Origin of the sequence: Streptomyces sp. NPDC050856, assembly GCF_040653855.1 — a bacterium.
Taxonomy (GTDB): Bacteria; Actinomycetota; Actinomycetes; order Streptomycetales; family Streptomycetaceae; genus Streptomyces.
Map to the genome: position 1 here is coordinate 179,314 of NZ_JBFAGV010000009.1, position 16,931 is coordinate 196,244.

Here is a 16,931-nt window from a genome sequence, read left to right on the forward strand (position 1 = left end):
GTTGCACAAGGACCGCGGGGTCGTCTAGAACTGGGACGACGACACCGCGCGAGGAAGGCGCCCCATGACCGCGACCCCCACCCCGGCCCCGTACCCGCACCTGCTCAGCCCGCTGGACCTCGGGTTCACGACCCTGCCCAACCGGGTCCTCATGGGCTCCATGCACGTCGGGCTGGAGGAGGCCGAGAACGGCTTCGAGCGCATGGCCGCCTTCTACGCGGCCCGCGCCCGGGGCGGCGCCGGCCTGATCGTGACCGGCGGAATCGCGCCGAACGAGGCGGGGCGCCCGTACGAGGGCGGCGCCAAGCTCACCACCGAGGAGGAGGCCGCGCGGCACCGGGTCGTGACGGACGCGGTGCACGCGGCGGGCGGGCGCATCGCGATGCAGATCCTGCACTTCGGCCGGTACGCCTACCACCGCGACCTGGTCGCGCCGAGCGCCCTCCAGGCGCCGATCAGCCCCTTCGTCCCCAACGAGCTGACCGACGCCCAGGTCGAGCGGACGATCGAGGACTACGTACGGGCCGCCGAGCTGGCCAGGTCGGCCGGGTACGACGGGGTCGAGATCATGGGCTCCGAGGGCTATCTGATCAACGAGTTCATCGCCGCCGCCACCAACCGCCGCGAGGACCGCTGGGGCGGTTCGTACGAGAACCGCGTCCGCTTCCCGCTGGAGATCGTCCGCCGCACCCGCGAGCGGGTGGGCGAGGACTTCATCCTCGTCTACCGGCTCTCCATGCTGGACCTGGTCCCGGGCGGGTCGTCCCTGGAGGAGGTCGTCGCGCTCGCCAAGGAGATCGAGGCGGCCGGCGCCACGATGATCAACACCGGGATCGGCTGGCACGAGGCCCGCATCCCGACCATCGCCACCTCGGTGCCGCGCGGCGCCTACAGCTGGGTGACGAAGAAGCTCATGGGCGCGGTCTCCGTACCGCTGATCACCAGCAACCGGATCAACACCCCCGAGGTGGCCGAGCGGCTGCTGGCCGAGGGCCGCGCCGACATGGTGTCGATGGCCCGTCCGTTCCTCGCCGACCCGGACTTCGTCGCCAAGGCCGCCGAGGGGCGCCCGGAGGCCATCAACACCTGCGTCGGCTGCAACCAGGCCTGCCTGGACCACACCTTCAGCGGGAAGATCACCTCCTGCCTGGTCAACCCGCGCGCCTGCCACGAGACCGAGCTGGTCCTGTCCCCCACCCGGCTGCGCAAGCGGATCGCGGTGGTCGGCGCCGGTCCCGCCGGGCTCGCCTGCGCGGTCTCCGCCGCCGAACGCGGCCACGACGTCACGCTGTTCGACGCGGCGGACCGGATCGGCGGGCAGCTCGACATCGCCAGGCGGGTGCCGGGCAAGGAGGAGTTCGACGAGACGCTGCGCTACTTCCGCACCCAACTGGAGCTGCGCGGTGTGGACGTGCGGCTGGGCATCCACGCCACGGCCGGGCTGCTCGCGGAGTACGACGAGGTCGTCGTCGCGACCGGTGTCACCCCGCGCACGCCCGCCATCGAGGGCGTGGACCACCCGTCCGTCGTCAGCTACCTGGACGTGCTGCGCGACGGGGCGCCCGTCGGCGAACGGGTGGCGATCATCGGGGCGGGCGGCATCGGGTTCGACGTCGCCGAGTTCCTCACGGACGGCGGCGAGGGCGCGAGCCGGGACGCCGAGACGTACTTCCGGCAGTGGGGCGTGGACACCGACTACACCGGGCGCGGCGGGCTGCGCGCGCCCGAGCGGCCGAGGCCGCCGCGCACCGTGCACCTGCTCCAGCGCAAGGCGTCCAAGGTCGGCGCGGGTCTCGGCAAGACGACGGGCTGGATCCACCGCACCGAGCTCAAGCACCGGGGCGTGACGATGGTCGCCGGGGCGGCGTACGAGCGGATCGACGACGAGGGCCTGCACATCACCGTGGACGGCGAGGCCCGCACCGTGCCCGTGGACACGGTGGTGCTGTGCGCGGGGCAGGAGCCGCGGCGCGAGCTGTACGAGGAGCTGGTGGCGGCCGGACGGCCGGTCCACCTCATCGGCGGCGCCGACGTGGCGGCGGAGCTGGACGCCAAGCGGGCCATCGACCAGGGGACCCGGCTGGCGGCCGGCCTGTGATCCGCCGTCCCTAGGATGCGGTCATGTCACTCCCGCACGCGATCCTCACCGCCCTGCTCGAGAAGCCGTCGTCGGGCCTGGAGCTGACCCGCCGCTTCGACCGGTCGATCGGCTACTTCTGGTCGGCGACGCACCAGCAGATCTATCGCGAGCTGGGGAAGCTGGAGCGGGCGGGGCACATCAGGGCCCTGCCCGCGCCGGTTCCGGCCAGGGGGCAGAAGAAGGAGTACGAGGTACTGCCCGAGGGCCGGGCGGAGCTGACCGCCTGGGTCCGCCGCAGCGAGGACCCCAGGCCCACCCGGGACGCCCTGCTGCTGCGTCTGCGCGCGGCGGCGGTGGTCGGCACCGAGGGGATGGCGGACGAGCTGGAGCGCCATCTGGCGCTGCACCGGCGGCAGCTCGACGAGTACGCCGACATGGAGCGGCGCCAGTTCCCGCCGGAGCGGGACACCGAGGCGGACCGGCTGCGCCATCTCGTCCTGCGCGGCGGGATCGAGCTTGAGCGGTTCTGGGTGGCGTGGCTGACCGAGGCGCTGGAGGGGCTCGGCCGACCGGATTGCTAATGGCAATCGTTTTCATATAGCGTGACCGCCACCGTACCGACGATGGAGGTCCCGCAGTCATGGCCGTACCCAAGCGGAAGATGTCCCGCTCCAACACCCGCCACCGCCGCGCCCAGTGGAAGGCGAGCACGCCCCAGCTGGTGACCGTCACGGTCGACGGCACGGCCCATCAGGTGCCGCAGCGCCTGGTGAAGGCCTACGAGCGCGGCCTGATCCACCCGGCGGGCTGAGACCCGGCGACCGGGCGGCCCCGCCGGCCCGCCGGCGCCGGCACCCCGCGCGGCCCGGGAGACCGCTCCGGGCCACCCCGAGGCGCCCGGTCCCGTCCGGATCCTGCGTGAACCCGGCCGTACGGGGCACCGGACCCGGTACGGCCCACGCCCGTGGCGGGCGGCGCGCGGCCGGTCACGGCATCGGCGTCCGCCGCGATCGGAGTGCGCGCGTGTCCGTCGACCTCGCCGGGTTCCTGGCCGTGGTGGTGCTCGCCTATGTGATCCCCGGCCCCGACTTCCTCGTGGTCGTCCGCTCGGCGGCCCGGCGGCGCGCCCTCGGGCTGGCGGCGGCCGCCGGGGCCCAGTGCGGACTGTGCGTCCACATGCTGGCCGCGGCGGCCGGGCTGTCCGCCCTCGCCACCACCTCGGCGGCCGCCTTCACCGCCGTCAAGCTGGCCGGCGCGCTGTACCTGGTGTACCTGGGCGTGCGGGCGCTGCGCGACGCGCGCCGCACGGTCGCCGCGCGCCCCGGGCGCCCCGGCCGCGACCGGACGGGACCGGACCACCGGGGCGTCCGGTCCCACTTCGCCGAAGGGCTGCTGACCAATGTGCTCAACCCCAAGGCGGCGCTGTTCTTCCTGAGCGTGCTGCCCCAGTTCGTGGACCGCGACGCCCCGCTGCCCGGGCAGATCCTCCTGCTCGGGCTGCTGGACGTCGCGGTCGGCGCGGTGTACTGGGCGGCCCTGGTGGCCCTGGCCGGCGCGGTGGGGCAGGCGCTCGACCGGCCCGCCGTTCGGCGGCGCTGGGAGCGGGTCACCGGGTGGCTGTTCATCGCCATCGGCTGCGGGGTCGCCACCAGCGGCTGACCGCCGGCCCGGCGCGGTGGCTCACGCCGCGGTGGCGGCCGCCCTGCGCCAGGCGGACTCCCGCAGCAGCCGCAGCCCGTTGAGGCCGACCAGGACGGTGGACCCCTCGTGGCCGGCGACGCCCAGCGGCAGCGGCAGGTGTCCGGCCAGGTCCCAGATCACCAGGGCGCCGATGCACACCCCGGCGATCACCAGGTTCTGCGTGACGAGCCGGCGGGCCCGCCGGGAGAGGGCCACCACCGCCGGGACGGTGGTCAGTTCGTCCCGCACCACGACGGCGTCGGCGGTCTCCAGGGCCAGGTCGGAGCCGGCCCGGCCCATGGCGACACCGCTGTGCGCGGCGGCCAGCGCCGGCGCGTCGTTGACACCGTCGCCCACGACGAGGGTGCGCTGCCCGGCGCGCTCCCACTCCCGTACCGCCGCGGCCTTGTCGGCCGGCAGCAGCCCGGCCCGTACGTCGGTGATGCCCGCCTCGGCCGCGACACGCCGCGCCGCGGGGGCGTTGTCACCGGTCAGCAGGGTGGGCGCGGACCCCGTGAGCCGGCCGAGCGCGGCGACGGCCGCCGGGGCCCCCTCCCGCAGCCGGTCGGCGATGCCGAGAACGGCCACCGGGGCCCCGTCGACGGTCACCACCACGGCACTGTGCCCGGCCTCCTCCACCTCGCTCACCACGCCGGAGACGGGATCCGGCGCCGTCCGCGCGGAGGCCCGGGACCCGGAGGCGGGAGCCGCGGTCGATGGCCGGCCGACCCGGACCTCACGGCCCCCGACGAGGGCACGCACCCCCCGGCCCGGCGCGGAGGAGAACTCCTCGGCGCGCCCCACCGGCAGGCCGCGCTCACGGGCGGCGGCCACCACGGCGCGGGCGAGCGGGTGCTCGCTGGGCAACTCCGCGGCGGCGGCCAGGGACAGGACGTCCTCCTCCGCCGGGGCGCCGGCCAGCAGCCGTACCCCGGCGACGCGCGGCGCGCCCTCGGTGAGGGTGCCGGTCTTGTCCAGGGCGACGCGGTCGACCGTGCCCAGCCGCTCCATCACCACGGCCGACTTGACGAGCACGCCGTGGCGGCCCGCGTTGGCGATCGCGGAGAGCAGCGGCGGCATGGTGGCCAGGACCACCGCGCAGGGGGACGCCACGATCATGAAGGTCATGGCCCGCAGCAGCGTCCCGGTGAAGTCCGCGCCCAGGGCGAGGGGCACGGCGAACAGCGCGAGGGTGGCGACGACGACACCGACCGAGTACCGCTGTTCGACGCGTTCGATGAACAGCTGGGTGGGCGCCTTGGTGGCGCTGGCCTCCTCGACCAGGGCGACGATCCGGGCGATGACCGAGTCGGAGGCGTCCTTGTCGACGCGCACCCGCAGCGCCCCGGTGCCGTTGAGGCTGCCCGCGAAGACCTGGTCGCCCGGGGTCTTGGGGGCGGGCAGCGGTTCACCGGTGATGGTGGCCTGGTCGACGTCGCTCGCCCCGTCGACGACGGTGCCGTCGGCGGGCAGCCGCTCCCCCGGCCGCACCAGGACGGTGTCCCCGACCCGCAGGGCGGCGACGTCGACCGGCTCCTCCCGCTCGCCGGCGAGCCGGACGGCCCGCTCGGGGGCGAGGTCCAGCAGACCGCGTACGGAGTCGGCGGTGCGGCGGGTGGCGAGCGCCTCCAGCGCGCCGGAGACCGCGAAGATCACCACGAGCAGGCCGCCGTCGAGGTACTGCCCGATCGCGGCGGCGCCCAGCGCGGCGACCACCATCAGCAGGTCCACGTCGAGGGACTTCGCGCGCAGCGCCTTCAGCCCCTCCCAGCCCGGCTCCCAGCCACCCGCGGCGTAGCACAGGGCGTACAGCGGTCCCCAGGCCCACGCGGGCGCCCCGGCGAGGTCGAGCGGGAGAGCGGCGAGGAAGGCCGCCGCCGACAGGGCGGCCCAGCGGACCTCGGGCAGCGCGGACAGCCTGGTCCTGCGGGTCGGGGGCGGGGCGGCGGCGGGCGGTGCCGGGAGCCGGGTGTCGAGTGCCGGGGAAACCATCGTCGGGCACACCTCTCGCGTCGAGGGCGGGAACGGCACCACCATAGCTGAACACATGAAGAGCTCTTCATCTGTGTGCGAGGGCCCGCGGCTACGATGATCTGCATGGGACATGGAGTACACGGTGAGATCACCCCCACCGCCCGCCTCGACGCGGAGTCGGCGGCCACCATCGCCGCCACGCTCCAGGCGCTCGCCACCCCGTCCCGGCTGATGATCCTCACCCGGCTGCGGCAGGGCCCCTGCGGAGTGACCGAGCTGGCCGAGGCGGTCGCCATGGAGCAGTCGGCGGTCTCCCACCAGCTCCGGCTCCTGCGGGCGCTGGGCCTGGTGACCGGCACACGCCAGGGCCGCCGGATCGAGTACAGCCTGTACGACAACCACGTGGCCCAGCTCCTGGACGAGGCCGTGTACCACATCGAGCATCTCCGGCTCGGCGCGCGCGACGTTCCCCGGCCCGCCGTGGATACTGGTCAGCCCTAGACCCACGACACCAAGGGGCGGGCATGGCCGACCAGTTGACGAACCGCCGGGCGCGGCACGCGGTGGTGATCGGCGGCAGCGTCGCCGGACTGCTCACGGCCCGGGTGCTCGCCGAGCACGCCGGGCGGGTCACCGTCGTCGAGCGGGACCACTACCCGGGCGAGCCGGCTCCCCGGGCGGGCGTTCCGCAGGGACACCACACGCACGTCCTGCTGGAGGGCGGCCTGCGGGCCCTGGAGGAGCTGCTGCCCGGGGTGACCGGCGAGCTGCGCGCGCAGGGCGCGCCCAGGGTCGGCATGCCCGAGGACATCGGCCACTGGGAGGCGGGCCGCTGGTACCGCCGCACGGCGGCGTCCGCCTACCTGTTCACCGGGTCGCGGCCGCTCCTGGAGGGGCTGATCCGCCGCCGGGTGCTGGCCGACCCGCGGATCGTGACCCTCCAGGGCACCGAGGCGGTGGGGCTGGCCGGCGACGCCGCCCGGGTGCGCGGGGTGCTGGTGCGCGAGCGCGGCGCGGGCGCCGCCGCGGGCGGGCCCGGCGGGGCGGAGCCGCGCGTCCTGGCGGCGGACCTGGTCGTGGACGCGTCCGGGCGCGGCTCGCGCGCCCCCGCGTGGCTGGCCGCCATCGGCGCCGAACCGCCGCACGAGGAGACGCTCGACACCGGTCTGGCCTACGCCTCCCGGCTGTACCGGCGGCGCGCGGGCGCCGACACCGACTGCGTCGGGTACTACTTCGTACCCGGCCCCGGCCAGCCGTACGGCGGTGTGGCGCTCCCCGTCGAGGGCGGACGCCACCTGGTGACCCTGTCCGGGCTGCGGGGCGGCGAACCGCCCACGGACGGGGAGGGGTTCGAGCGGTTCGCCGGGAAGCTGCCCCATCCGGTCCTGCGGGACTGGCTGGTCAAGGCCGAGCCGGAGTCCCCCGTGCACGGCTTCCGCCGCACCGCCAACGTCCGGCGCAGGTACGACCTCCCGGGGCGCCGTCCGGCCGGCTTCCTGGCGGCCGGCGACGCCCTGTGCACCTTCAACCCGGTCTACGGGCAGGGCGTGTCGGTCGCGGCGATCGGCGCGGTGGCGCTGCGCGACGCGCTGGCCGACCCGCGCCGTACGCCGTCCACCCGGCGCGTCCAGCGGGCCCTGTGCGCGGCGGCGGGTCCCGCGTGGGACATCTCCGCCGGGGCGGACCGGAACATGCCCGGCGCCGAGGGCGACGCGGTACGCGCCGGGCGGGCCGACCGGCCGGCCGGCTGGTACCTGCGGCGCGTCCAGGAGCGGGCCCCCGGTGACCCGCTGGTCGGCGCCGCGTTCCGGGCCGTGCTCTCGCTGACGGCTCCGGCGAGCGCGCTGTTCACGCCCGCGATCGTGCGCGCGGTGCTGTTCGGGCCGGTCCACCCGTCGCCGGCGGGACCGCCCCCGCAGCGGGAGGGCGACGAACCGGCCGGAGCCCTCAGGGCCGCATGACGACCTTGACCGCGCCGTCCTCCTTCTGCTGGAACATCCGGTACGCGTGCGGGGCGTCGGACAGCGGCACGTGGTGGGTGGCGAAGCCGTCCACGCCCAGCGGGTCCTCGTCGGTCAGCAGCGGCAGGATGTCGTCGGTCCAGCGCCGCACGTTGGCCTGCCCCATGCGCAGCTGGATCTGCTTGTCGAACAGGGTCATCATCGGCAGCGGGTCGGCGGCGCCGCCGTAGACGCCGCTCAGCGAGATGGTGCCGCCGCGCCGTACCAGCTCGATGGCCAGGTACAGCGCGGCCAGCCGGTCGGTGCCGGCCTTCTGGTGCAGCCGGGCCGCCCACGCCTTGGGGAGCAGTCCGGCCGCCTGCTGCTGGGTGCGGGCGAGCGGGCTGCCGTGGGCCTCGGTGCCGACGGCGTCGATCACGGCGTCGGGTCCCCGGCCCTTGGTGCGGTCCCTGACCGCCTCCAGGAGCTCGTCCTGGCTGTCGTGGGCGCCCAGGTCGAAGACCTCCACGCCCCGGTCCGCCGCGCGGCGCAGGCGTTCGGGCACCAGGTCGACGCCGATCACCTGGGCGGCGCCCTGGTGGAGGGCGATGCGGCAGCACATGTCGCCGATCGGGCCCAGTCCGAGGACCGCGACCGAGCCGCCGGGCGGGACGGCCGCGTACTGGACGGCCTGCCAGGCGGTGGGCAGGACGTCGGACAGGTACAGGAAACGGTCGTCGGGCGGGCCCTCGGGAACCTTGATCGGGCCGAACTGCGCCTGCGGGACGCGCAGGTACTCGGCCTGGCCGCCCGGTACGGAGCCGTACAGCCGGGAGTAGCCGAACAGGGCGGCGCCCATTCCCTCCTCGGTCACCTGGGTGGTCTCGCACTGGGTCGGCAGGCCGGCGGTGCACATCCAGCAGTGGCCGCAGGCGATCTGGAAGGGGACCACCACGCGGTCACCGGGCCTGAGCCCGGCCACACCGGCGCCGACCTCCTCGACGATGCCCATCGGTTCGTGCCCCAGGATGTCCCCCGGGCTCATGAACGGCGTGAGCACCTCGTACAGGTGCAGGTCCGAGCCGCACAGCGCGGTGGACGTGACCTTGATGACCGCGTCCGTCGGCTGTTCGATCCTCGGGTCGGGCACCGTCTCCACGCGCACGTCCCGCTTGCCCTGCCATGTCACGGCCCTCATCTCGCCTGTCCCTTCACCGGAATCCTGCGGGGGCGCCGCCCGGGTACCCGAGGCCAGGGGCGGTGAATCCGTTTTCGGTCAGAGTGCGGGCGGCTGCCCGGACGGCCCTTCCAAAGGGTTTAGACCAATGATAGGCATTGATCACCGACAGGGCGCACACGACTACGCTGAGCTAAGGAAATTGAGGGTTGAACATGGCTGAGTCCCACGCCCCCGCGGCACTGCCGCTCTACCTCCAGGTCGCCGCGGCACTCCGCGACGACCTCACCCAGCGGCGCATCGCGCCCGGCACCCGGCTGCCGTCCGAGCGCTCCCTGGTCCACCGGTTCCGGGTCAACCGGCAGACCGTGCGCAACGCGCTGCAACTCCTGCGCGAGGAGCGGCTGGTGGTCACCGAGCGACGGGGCACGTTCGCCGCGCCCGGGGGACCCGTGAGCCGGGGGCCGGTCCTCGCCCCCGCCCTGCTGCACTTCCCGTGCGGCCCGGGCGCCCCGGACGCCTCCGCCGTGACCAGCCTGGCCTGGGAACCGACCCCGCCGGAGCTCGCCGAGCGGCTGGGCCTGCGGCCCGGTGAGCGCTCGCTCGTCCACCGCCACCGGGTCCCGCGGGCCGGTGCCGCGGCGGACCCGGCGGCACAGGAGGCGCACTCCCGCTTCTCCCGGCACGCACTGGCCGAGGTGCCGGAGCTGGGCCGGTTGCTCCGTGCGGAGGACTGGCCGGACCGGCCCGACCTGCGGCTGCTGTACCACTGGATGCACCGGGCCGGGCTGCGGCTGACGCGCCGGGAGTCCATCGGCGTCAGCAGCGGCCCGGGCACGGCGGCCCGCCTGGCCGTCCACCGGGAGGTCTGCGACCAGCACGGTCATGTGCTGGAGGTCACCGACATCCGGTTCGCGCCGGACGCCGCCTGCTGGACCTACGAGTTCACGGCCTGACCGGTGCGCCGGCGCACCGGCCGGCGGCTCAGACGATGCCCTCGGAGATCTCCGCCTGCTCGCGGGCGGTGCCGTAGGGGGCGGGGGTGCCGTAGGAGCGGCGGGCCACGTACCACCAGACGCTGGACAGGGCGAGCACCGCGGCGAGGGCGATCACGGCGTAGTTCATCGAGTCGACGGTCACCGGCGACTTCTGCGGCAGGCAGAACAGGACCGTGACGAACGCGACCCAGACCACCGCCGTCCAGCCGATGGGCCGGCTCCAGCGCCCCAGGTTCCAGGGGCCGGGCTCGAAGCGGTCACCGGCCCGCAGCCGCAGGAGGACGGGGATGGCGTACGCGGGGGTGATGCCGATGACGTTGATGGCGGTGACCGCGCCGTAGGCGGTCGCCGAGTACAGCGAGGGCAGGGCGAGCACGCCGGCCACGGCCACCGAGAGCCACACCGCGTTGGCCGGGGTCTGGGTGCGGCTGGAGACCTTGCGCCACAGGGCGGAGCCGGGCAGCGCGTTGTCGCGGCTGAAGGCGAACACCATCCGGCTCGCGGCGGCCACCTCGGCGTTGCCGCAGAAGAGCTGGGCCACGATCACGACCAGCAGCAGGGCCGAGGCGCCGCCGGTGCCGAGCGCGTCGAGCAGGATCTGCGCGGGCGGCACGCCGGTGGCGCTGTTCCGGGTGCCCGCGTAGTCCTGGATCGCGAAGGTGAGTCCGGCCAGCAGTACGAAGCCGGCGATCCACGACACCCAGATGGCCCGGACGATGCCCTTGGCGGCCGAGACCGAGGCGTTGGAGGTCTCCTCGGACAGGTGGGCGGAGGCGTCGTAGCCGGAGAAGGTGTACTGGGCGAGCAGCAGGCCGACCGCCGCCACGTAGAACGGGCTGGCCCAGCCGGTGTCGTTGACGAACTCGGTGAAGACGAACTCGGCCGACTGGTGACGGTCGGGAACCACGACCAGGGCGCCGACGATGACGGCGACACCGGCCAGGTGCCACCAGACACTCACCGAGTTGAGCAGGCTGACCAGGCGGACACCGAAGAGGTTCAGCACGGCGTGCAGCAGCAGGACGCAGAGGAAGATGACGAACGTCGAGCCGGGCGTGGGCGCGAAGCCGAACTGGAGGTTGAGGAACGCGCCGGTGAACAGCGCGGCGCCGTAGTCGATCCCGGCGATCGCCCCGAGCAGGCCCAGCAGGTTGAGCCACCCGGTGTACCAGCCCCAGCGGCGCCCGCCGAGCCGGTCGGCCATGTAGTAGAGGGCTCCGGAGGTCGGGTAGGCGCTGGTGACCTCGGCGAGCGCCATGCCGACGCACAGCACGAACAGGCCGACGCCCAGCCACCCCCACATCATCACCGCGGGCCCGCCGGTGCCGAGCCCGAAGCCGTACAGGGTCATGCAGCCGGAGAGGATGGAGATCACGGAGAAGCTGATGGCGAAGTTGCCGAAACCGCCCATGCGGCGGGCCAGCACCGGTTGGTAGCCGAGCTCTCTCAGCCGCTGCTCTTCGTCCTTGGGCGGTGCCGGCTCTTCCGGACCGGCCCACAGGGTGCGGGACATGGCGGTGTTACCTCCGGGTGGGGACGACGGGAAGGAGCGACGGTGCGGGTCGTGCGGGAGCGGGTGCCGGAGTCCCGGTGGCGCCCGCGGGCGCGGTCAGCCGTCCGGGGCGGCGCTCAGGCACCGGCCGCGGGCGCGCGCGAACACTTCCTCGGCCAGCGCGCGGTCGCCGGGGTCGCGGGTGCGGTACGCCCAGGGCTGCGGGGTGTAGTACGGGCCGAGGGCCGCGAAGACCCGGGCGGCGTCGCCGAACCGGAGGGCTCCCCACAGGGCGTGCGCCAGGTGGTTGAGGTCCAGCAGCGAGGAGGTGGCTGGCACGGCGTGGTCGAACCAGGTCAGCAGCGCCCGCAGGGCGTCGCGGGTCGCGTCCTCGGCGACCCAGTGCAGGTCCAGGGCCCTGTCCTGGCCGCGCTCGCGACGGTAGCGCTCGACCCTGAGATACAGCGGGAGGACGTGCAGGGCGGATCCCGGCGGTGCCGAACCGGCGGCCCACTGGACGAAGTTGACCGCCTCGGACAGCGAGCCGGCCCCCGGCCCCGGCCGGCGCGCGTAGAGGAACTGCAGCATGCGGTGGTACGCCTCGCGGTTGTGCGGGTCCCGTTTGTCGGCCTGGGCCAGCAGGCCCCAGGGGCCCGCCGGCAGTAACGGCCCGGGCGGGCGCATCCGGTGCTCCGCCATGCTCTGCTGGTCGTCCAGCACGGCGAGGGCCAGCAGGCACACCCAGGGCACCGGGTCGTCGGGGGCCGCGTCGGCGGCGGCGCGACAGGCGTCCCAGGCCCGCCGCCAGAGCTCACCGGTGCTCGGGTGCCCCTCGCGGTGGCCGCGTACGGCGCGCTCCACGGCGACCCTGGCGTGCATCACGGCCGCCGCCACGCTGTGCGGTTCCTCCGCCCGCCAGGCCCGCACCACGTCGGAACCGGCGGCGACGGCGGCCAGCACCTGGGTGCGCTGGGTCCACAGCGCCCAGTCGGAGGTGCCCGCCAGCAGCTGGGCCATCGACACCCAGCGCCCGGTGCGCAGGTCCTGCACCACCGCGCGCAGCGCGGCGTCGTGGCCCGCGGGGTGGTAGACCGGCCGGAACTCGGGACCGGGCATCAGCCCGTCCCGTCCGGGGTGCGGGGCCGGCGGGCGGGACGCGCACGGCAGGCCGGTGGCGGTGTGGTGGTCATGGGTCCTCTGAGCGGGGGGTGTCGGCGTACCGGCGGCGGGCCGCCGTGCTGCGGCCAGGCCGGTGCCACAAGAGAGACCGAACTCGGGGGTGGTCACATGGCGTTGATCGGCGATCACTATAGAGCGCTCTGGACCGCGGCGGTCCACTTTCATAAAAGATCGTAACTATCCGGCCAGTTTCGGAAGTTGAGATGTCATCGGACAGCACCGCGCCTTGACGCCGCCGCCGAGCTGCCGCAGGCTTCCGTGCGGCGATCAAGGTCTTCCGATCGGCACCTTCGGCGTTTTCCGAACGAGGTCGACCCGACCGGACGGGAGTGGGCGATGACGGGCCCTGTGCTGGCCGTCGACCAGGGCACTTCGGGCACCAAGGCCCTGGTCGTGTGTCCGGAGCGGGGTGTGATCGGATCCGGGGCCGCCGCGGTGCGCCCCCGGTACCTGCCGGGCGGCCGGGTGGAGGTCGGCCCCCGCGAGCTGCTCGACTCGGTCCTGGCCGCCGGGCGCCGGGCGCTGGCCGAGGCCGGTGAACCGGTCATCGCCGTGGGGCTGGCCAACCAGGGCGAGACGGTCCTGGCGTGGGACCCCCGCACCGGCCGGCCGCTCACCGAGGCGATCGGATGGCAGGACCGCCGGGCGGCGGAGCTGTGCGCCGGACTCGCCCCGCACGCCGACCTGTTGCGCCGGACGACCGGGCTGCCGCTCGACCCGTACTTCGCCGCCCCCAAGATGGCGTGGATACGCCGCCACCTGACCCGCGAGGGCGTGGTCACCACCAGTGACTCCTGGCTGGTCCACCGGCTGACCGGGGCGTTCGTGACGGACGCGGCGACGGCCGGGCGCACCCAGCTGCTCGACCTGGACGGTGTGGAGTGGTCGCCCGCCGCCCTGGAGGTGTACGGACTGTCCGGTGAGCGGCTGCCGCGGATCGTCGACTCGGCCGGGCCGGCGGCGGGCGCCACCTCGGCGTTCGGCACCGGCGAGGTGCCCCTGACCGGTCTGCTGGTGGACCAGCAGGCGGCCCTGTTCGCCCAGGGCGCGACCGGGCCGGGCGCCGCCAAGTGCACCTACGGCACCGGCGCGTTCCTCCTCGCGCAGACCGGTTCCCGCCCCCGGCGCGGGACGTCCGGGCTGGTCAGCTGTGTGGCGTGGCGGCTCGCCGGACGGACCAGCTACTGCCTGGACGGGCAGGTGTACACGGCCGCGTCCGCGGTGCGCTGGCTCACCGACCTGGGCGTGATCTCCGGCGCGGCGGACCTGGACCCGGTCGGTGCCTCCGTACCGGACGCCGGCGGCGTCACCTTCGTACCGGCGCTGGCCGGGCTCGCGGCGCCGTGGTGGCGCGGCGACCTGCGCGGCTCGCTGACCGGACTGGGCCTGGACACCACCGCCGGGCACCTGGTGCGGGCGCTGTGCGAGGGCATCGCGGCCCAGGTGGTGGAGCTGGCGCGGGCGGCCGCCGCCGACCTCGGCACGCCGCTGGAGTCCCTGCGCGTGGACGGCGGACTGACCCGTTCGGCGCTGCTCATGCAGACCCAGGCGGACCTGCTGCAACTGCCCGTGGAGGTGTCGGCGCTGCCGGACGCCACCGCGCTGGGCGTGGGCGCCCTCGCCCGGCTGGGCCTGGATCCGGCGCTCCCGCTGCAGCGGGTGATCCCGGAGTGGAGACCCGCCGCCGTGTACGAGCCCCGCGTCCCGGCGGACCGGGCGGCCGAGCGGATGGACAGGTTCCGTGCGGCGGTGGCCGCCCTGCCGGGCCCCACGCCATGACGCTCACCACGGCCGGCCCGCTGCCCGCCGACCCGTACGACGTGGTGGTCGTCGGCGCCGGGGTGGTGGGTTCGGCCATCGCCCGGGAGCTGGCCCGCCACCCGGTGCGCACCGCGCTGGTGGAAGCGGCGGACGATGTCGGGCAAGGCACGTCGAAGGCCAACACCGCGATCCTGCACACCGGTTTCGACGCGGTGCCCGGCTCGCTGGAGGCCCGCCTCGTACGGGACGGCCGGCGGCGGCTGGCCGCCTACGCCGCGTCCAGCGGCATACCGGTCGAACCGCTGGGGGCACTGCTGGTCGCCTGGGACCGGGAACAGCTCGCCGCCCTGCCCGCGCTGGTCCGCAAGGCCGAGCGCAACGGCTGCCACGACACCCGGATCATCGGCGCCGCCGAACTGCGCGCCCGCGAACCGCGTTTGGGACCGGGGGCGCTCGGCGCGCTCGACGTGCCGGGCGAGAGCGTCATCTGCCCCTGGACGACCACCCTGGCCTACGCGACACAGGCCGTGCGCGCGGGCGTCGACCTGCATCTGAACTGCCGGGTGGAGGCGGTCACCGGCTCGCACGAACTGGCCACCGGCCGGGGCGTCCTGCGCACCCGCTACCTGGTCAACGCGGCCGGCCTGTACGCCGACGAGCTCGACCGGCGGCTCGGGCACGAGGACTTCACCGTGACTCCCCGGCGCGGCCAGCTCATCGTGTTCGACGCGTTCGCGCGCGGCCTGGTCCGCCACATCCTGCTGCCGGTGCCGACCGCGCTCGGCAAGGGCGTGCTGGTCTCCCCCACCGTGCACGGCAAGGTGATGCTCGGCCCGACGGCCGAGGACCTGGGCCCCGGCGACAGGACGGCCACCGAGTCCACGGCGGAGGGCATCGCCTACCTGCTCGAGCGGGGCCGGCGGATCCTGCCGGAGCTGTTGGCGGAGGAGGTGACCGCGGTGTACGCCGGGCTGCGCGCCGCGACCGGGCACGACGACTACCGCATCACCTGCCACCCCGGGCAGCGGTACGTCACGGTCGGCGGCATCCGCTCCACCGGCCTGACCGCGTCCATGGCCATCGCCGCCCAGGTGACCGGGCTGCTGGCGGACGCCGGGCTGGAGCTCGGGGCGCCCGCCGAGGTGCCCGCGGTGACGATGCCCAACCTGGGCGAGGCGTTCGACCGCCCCTACCGCAGCGCGGAGCGCATCGCCGCCGACCCGGAGTACGGCGTGGTGGTGTGCCACTGCGAGCGGGTCACGCGCGGCGAGATCCGCGACGCGCTCGCCAGCACGGTCCCGCCCGCCTCGCTGGACGGGCTGCGGCGCCGCACCCGGGCCCGGGCCGGCCGGTGCCAGGGGTACTCCTGCGGGGCGGCCGTGCGGGCGCTGTTCGAGGGAGGCCCGCGGTGAACCGCCGTACCAGGGTGGTGGACGTACTGGTGGTCGGCGCCGGGCCGGCCGGGCTCGCCGCCGCCGCGCGGCTGGCCGCCACCGGCGTGGGCACGGTGGAGGTGCTGGAGCGCGAACGGCACCCGGGGGGCGCGCTGCGACACTGCCACCGCTCCGGGTCGGCACTGCGGGAGCCGCCCCGGACGGTGGGCGGCCCGGGTCTCGCACGGCACCTGGCCGGCGCGGCGGTGGCGGCGGGGGCGGTGGTGCGGACCGGTGTCACCGCCACCGGCTGGGCCGGCGCGCTCACCCTGGACACGACGAGCCCGGCCGGGCTGGAGCGGATCACCGCGCGGGCGGTGGTGCTGGCGACCGGCGCCCGGGAGCGTCCGCGCAGCGCCCGCCTGGTACCCGGCACCCGCCCGGCCGGGGTGTTCACGGCCGGCGAGCTCCAGCAGGCCGTGTACCTGTACGGGCAGGACGTCGGCACCCGGGCCGTGGTGGTCGGCGCGGAGCCGAGCGCCCGGCACGCGGTCCGGGCGCTCGGCCGGGCCGGCGCCGAGGTGGCCGCGCTGGTCACCACGGAGCCGTGGCCGCGCCCCGGGGCGTTCGCGCCGGGGCGGCTCGTGGCACCGGTCCCGGTGCTCGGGCGGACGCAGGTGACCGGACTGCTGGGCCGGGGGCGGCTGTCGGGAGTGCGGCTGCGGCACGCCGGCGGGCGGGAGACGACCGTGGCGTGCGACACGGTGGTGTTCACCGGCGACTGGATCCCCGAGCACGAACTGGCCCGGCACGGCGGGGTGGCGCTGGACCCGGGGACGCGCGGCCCGGCGGTCGACGCCGCGCTGCGCACCTCGGCGACCGGGGTGTTCGCCGTGGGCGACGTCCTGCACGGTGGTGAGGGCTCCTCCCGGGCCGTCACCGAGGGCCGGGCGGTGGCGGCCGGGGTGCTCGCCCACCTGTCCGGGGCGGCGCCGTGGCCGGGGAGCCGGGTGGCGGTGGTGGTGGACGAGCCGCTGCGGTGGGTGGCGCCCAACCTCACCGGCGCGGTGCCCGGACGGTTCCTGGTACGGGCCGGCCGGCGCCTGGTCCGGCCGGTCCTGGTGGCCGCTCAGGACGGCGTACCGCTGTACCGGCGGCGCCTGCCCGGCACGCTCACACCGTCCCGCTCGGTGTCGCTGCCCGGCGCCTGGGTGGCCGGGGCCGACCCGGCGGGCGGCCCGGTGCGGATCGGGGTGGGCCCCTGACGGCGGCGTTCC

14 protein-coding genes are annotated in these 16,931 nt (G+C 75.4%); 10 read left to right on the plus strand and 4 right to left on the minus strand.

Going from position 1 to position 16,931, the window contains the following annotated elements; all coding sequences use genetic code 11:
- Positions 1-64: 64 nt before the first annotated feature.
- The 4 genes from AB0H53_RS11715 to AB0H53_RS11730 all read left to right on the plus strand — a co-directional run bounded on the left by AB0H53_RS11715 (position 65) and on the right by AB0H53_RS11730 (position 3,739).
- Positions 65-2,098, plus strand: a complete 2,034-nt coding sequence (locus AB0H53_RS11715; protein WP_362110136.1) for an NADPH-dependent 2,4-dienoyl-CoA reductase — start codon at positions 65-67, stop codon at positions 2,096-2,098.
- Positions 2,099-2,121: 23 nt separating this feature from the next.
- Entirely contained in the window at positions 2,122-2,661 is a 540-nt protein-coding gene (locus tag AB0H53_RS11720; RefSeq protein WP_362110138.1) for a PadR family transcriptional regulator, read from the plus strand.
- 59 nt (positions 2,662-2,720) lie between these two features.
- Positions 2,721-2,891, plus strand: a complete 171-nt coding sequence (rpmF, locus tag AB0H53_RS11725) for a 50S ribosomal protein L32 (RefSeq protein WP_362110140.1) — start codon at positions 2,721-2,723, stop codon at positions 2,889-2,891.
- Positions 2,892-3,103: 212 nt separating this feature from the next.
- On the plus strand, positions 3,104-3,739 hold the full coding sequence (locus AB0H53_RS11730) for a LysE family translocator (RefSeq protein ID WP_362110142.1): 636 nt from the start codon (positions 3,104-3,106) through the stop codon (positions 3,737-3,739).
- A 21-nt stretch (positions 3,740-3,760) separates the two neighbouring features.
- Here the strand turns inward: AB0H53_RS11730 and AB0H53_RS11735 are convergent, their stop codons facing one another.
- A complete protein-coding gene (locus tag AB0H53_RS11735) occupies positions 3,761-5,752 on the minus strand; it encodes a heavy metal translocating P-type ATPase (protein ID WP_362110144.1) in 1,992 nt (663 codons plus the stop codon).
- 105 nt (positions 5,753-5,857) lie between these two features.
- Here AB0H53_RS11735 and AB0H53_RS11740 point away from each other — a divergent pair, with 105 nt between their 5' ends.
- Positions 5,858-6,235, plus strand: coding sequence for a metalloregulator ArsR/SmtB family transcription factor (locus AB0H53_RS11740; protein WP_362110146.1), 378 nt, complete (start codon positions 5,858-5,860; stop codon positions 6,233-6,235).
- 23 nt (positions 6,236-6,258) lie between these two features.
- Positions 6,259-7,695, plus strand: a complete 1,437-nt coding sequence (locus AB0H53_RS11745) for a monooxygenase (protein WP_362110148.1) — start codon at positions 6,259-6,261, stop codon at positions 7,693-7,695.
- On the opposite strand, the gene AB0H53_RS11750 is transcribed toward AB0H53_RS11745, so the two are convergent.
- A complete protein-coding gene (locus tag AB0H53_RS11750) occupies positions 7,682-8,872 on the minus strand; it encodes a zinc-dependent alcohol dehydrogenase (protein WP_362110150.1) in 1,191 nt (396 codons plus the stop codon). The genes AB0H53_RS11745 and AB0H53_RS11750 overlap by 14 nt on opposite strands.
- Before the next feature lie 194 nt (positions 8,873-9,066).
- On the opposite strand from AB0H53_RS11750, the gene AB0H53_RS11755 reads away from it, so the two are divergent.
- Complete coding sequence (locus tag AB0H53_RS11755; RefSeq protein ID WP_362110152.1) at positions 9,067-9,807, plus strand: GntR family transcriptional regulator; 741 nt, start codon at positions 9,067-9,069, stop codon at positions 9,805-9,807.
- Positions 9,808-9,835: 28 nt separating this feature from the next.
- On the opposite strand, the gene AB0H53_RS11760 is transcribed toward AB0H53_RS11755, so the two are convergent.
- Together AB0H53_RS11760 and AB0H53_RS11765 are read right to left on the minus strand one after the other, a co-directional pair.
- Positions 9,836-11,362 (minus strand): amino acid permease, encoded by a 1,527-nt coding sequence (locus tag AB0H53_RS11760; RefSeq protein ID WP_362110154.1) that lies wholly within the window; start codon positions 11,360-11,362, stop codon positions 9,836-9,838.
- 96 nt (positions 11,363-11,458) lie between these two features.
- On the minus strand, positions 11,459-12,457 hold the full coding sequence (locus AB0H53_RS11765; protein WP_362110156.1) for a hypothetical protein: 999 nt from the start codon (positions 12,455-12,457) through the stop codon (positions 11,459-11,461).
- Between the two features lie 399 nt (positions 12,458-12,856).
- Here AB0H53_RS11765 and AB0H53_RS11770 point away from each other — a divergent pair, with 399 nt between their 5' ends.
- From AB0H53_RS11770 to AB0H53_RS11780, 3 genes are read left to right on the plus strand one after another with little or no spacing between them, the layout of a single operon-like run.
- Positions 12,857-14,299 carry an FGGY family carbohydrate kinase gene (locus tag AB0H53_RS11770; RefSeq protein ID WP_362110158.1) on the plus strand — a complete coding sequence of 481 codons (1,443 nt, stop codon included), beginning with the start codon at positions 12,857-12,859 and terminating at the stop codon, positions 14,297-14,299.
- Entirely contained in the window at positions 14,296-15,693 is a 1,398-nt protein-coding gene (locus tag AB0H53_RS11775) for an FAD-dependent oxidoreductase (protein WP_362110159.1), read from the plus strand. The genes AB0H53_RS11770 and AB0H53_RS11775 overlap by 4 nt, the downstream gene beginning before the upstream one ends.
- Positions 15,690-16,919 carry an FAD-dependent oxidoreductase gene (locus tag AB0H53_RS11780; protein ID WP_362110161.1) on the plus strand — a complete coding sequence of 410 codons (1,230 nt, stop codon included), beginning with the start codon at positions 15,690-15,692 and terminating at the stop codon, positions 16,917-16,919. Before AB0H53_RS11775 ends, AB0H53_RS11780 begins: the two co-directional genes overlap by 4 nt.
- The last annotated feature ends 12 nt before the right edge of the window (positions 16,920-16,931 follow it).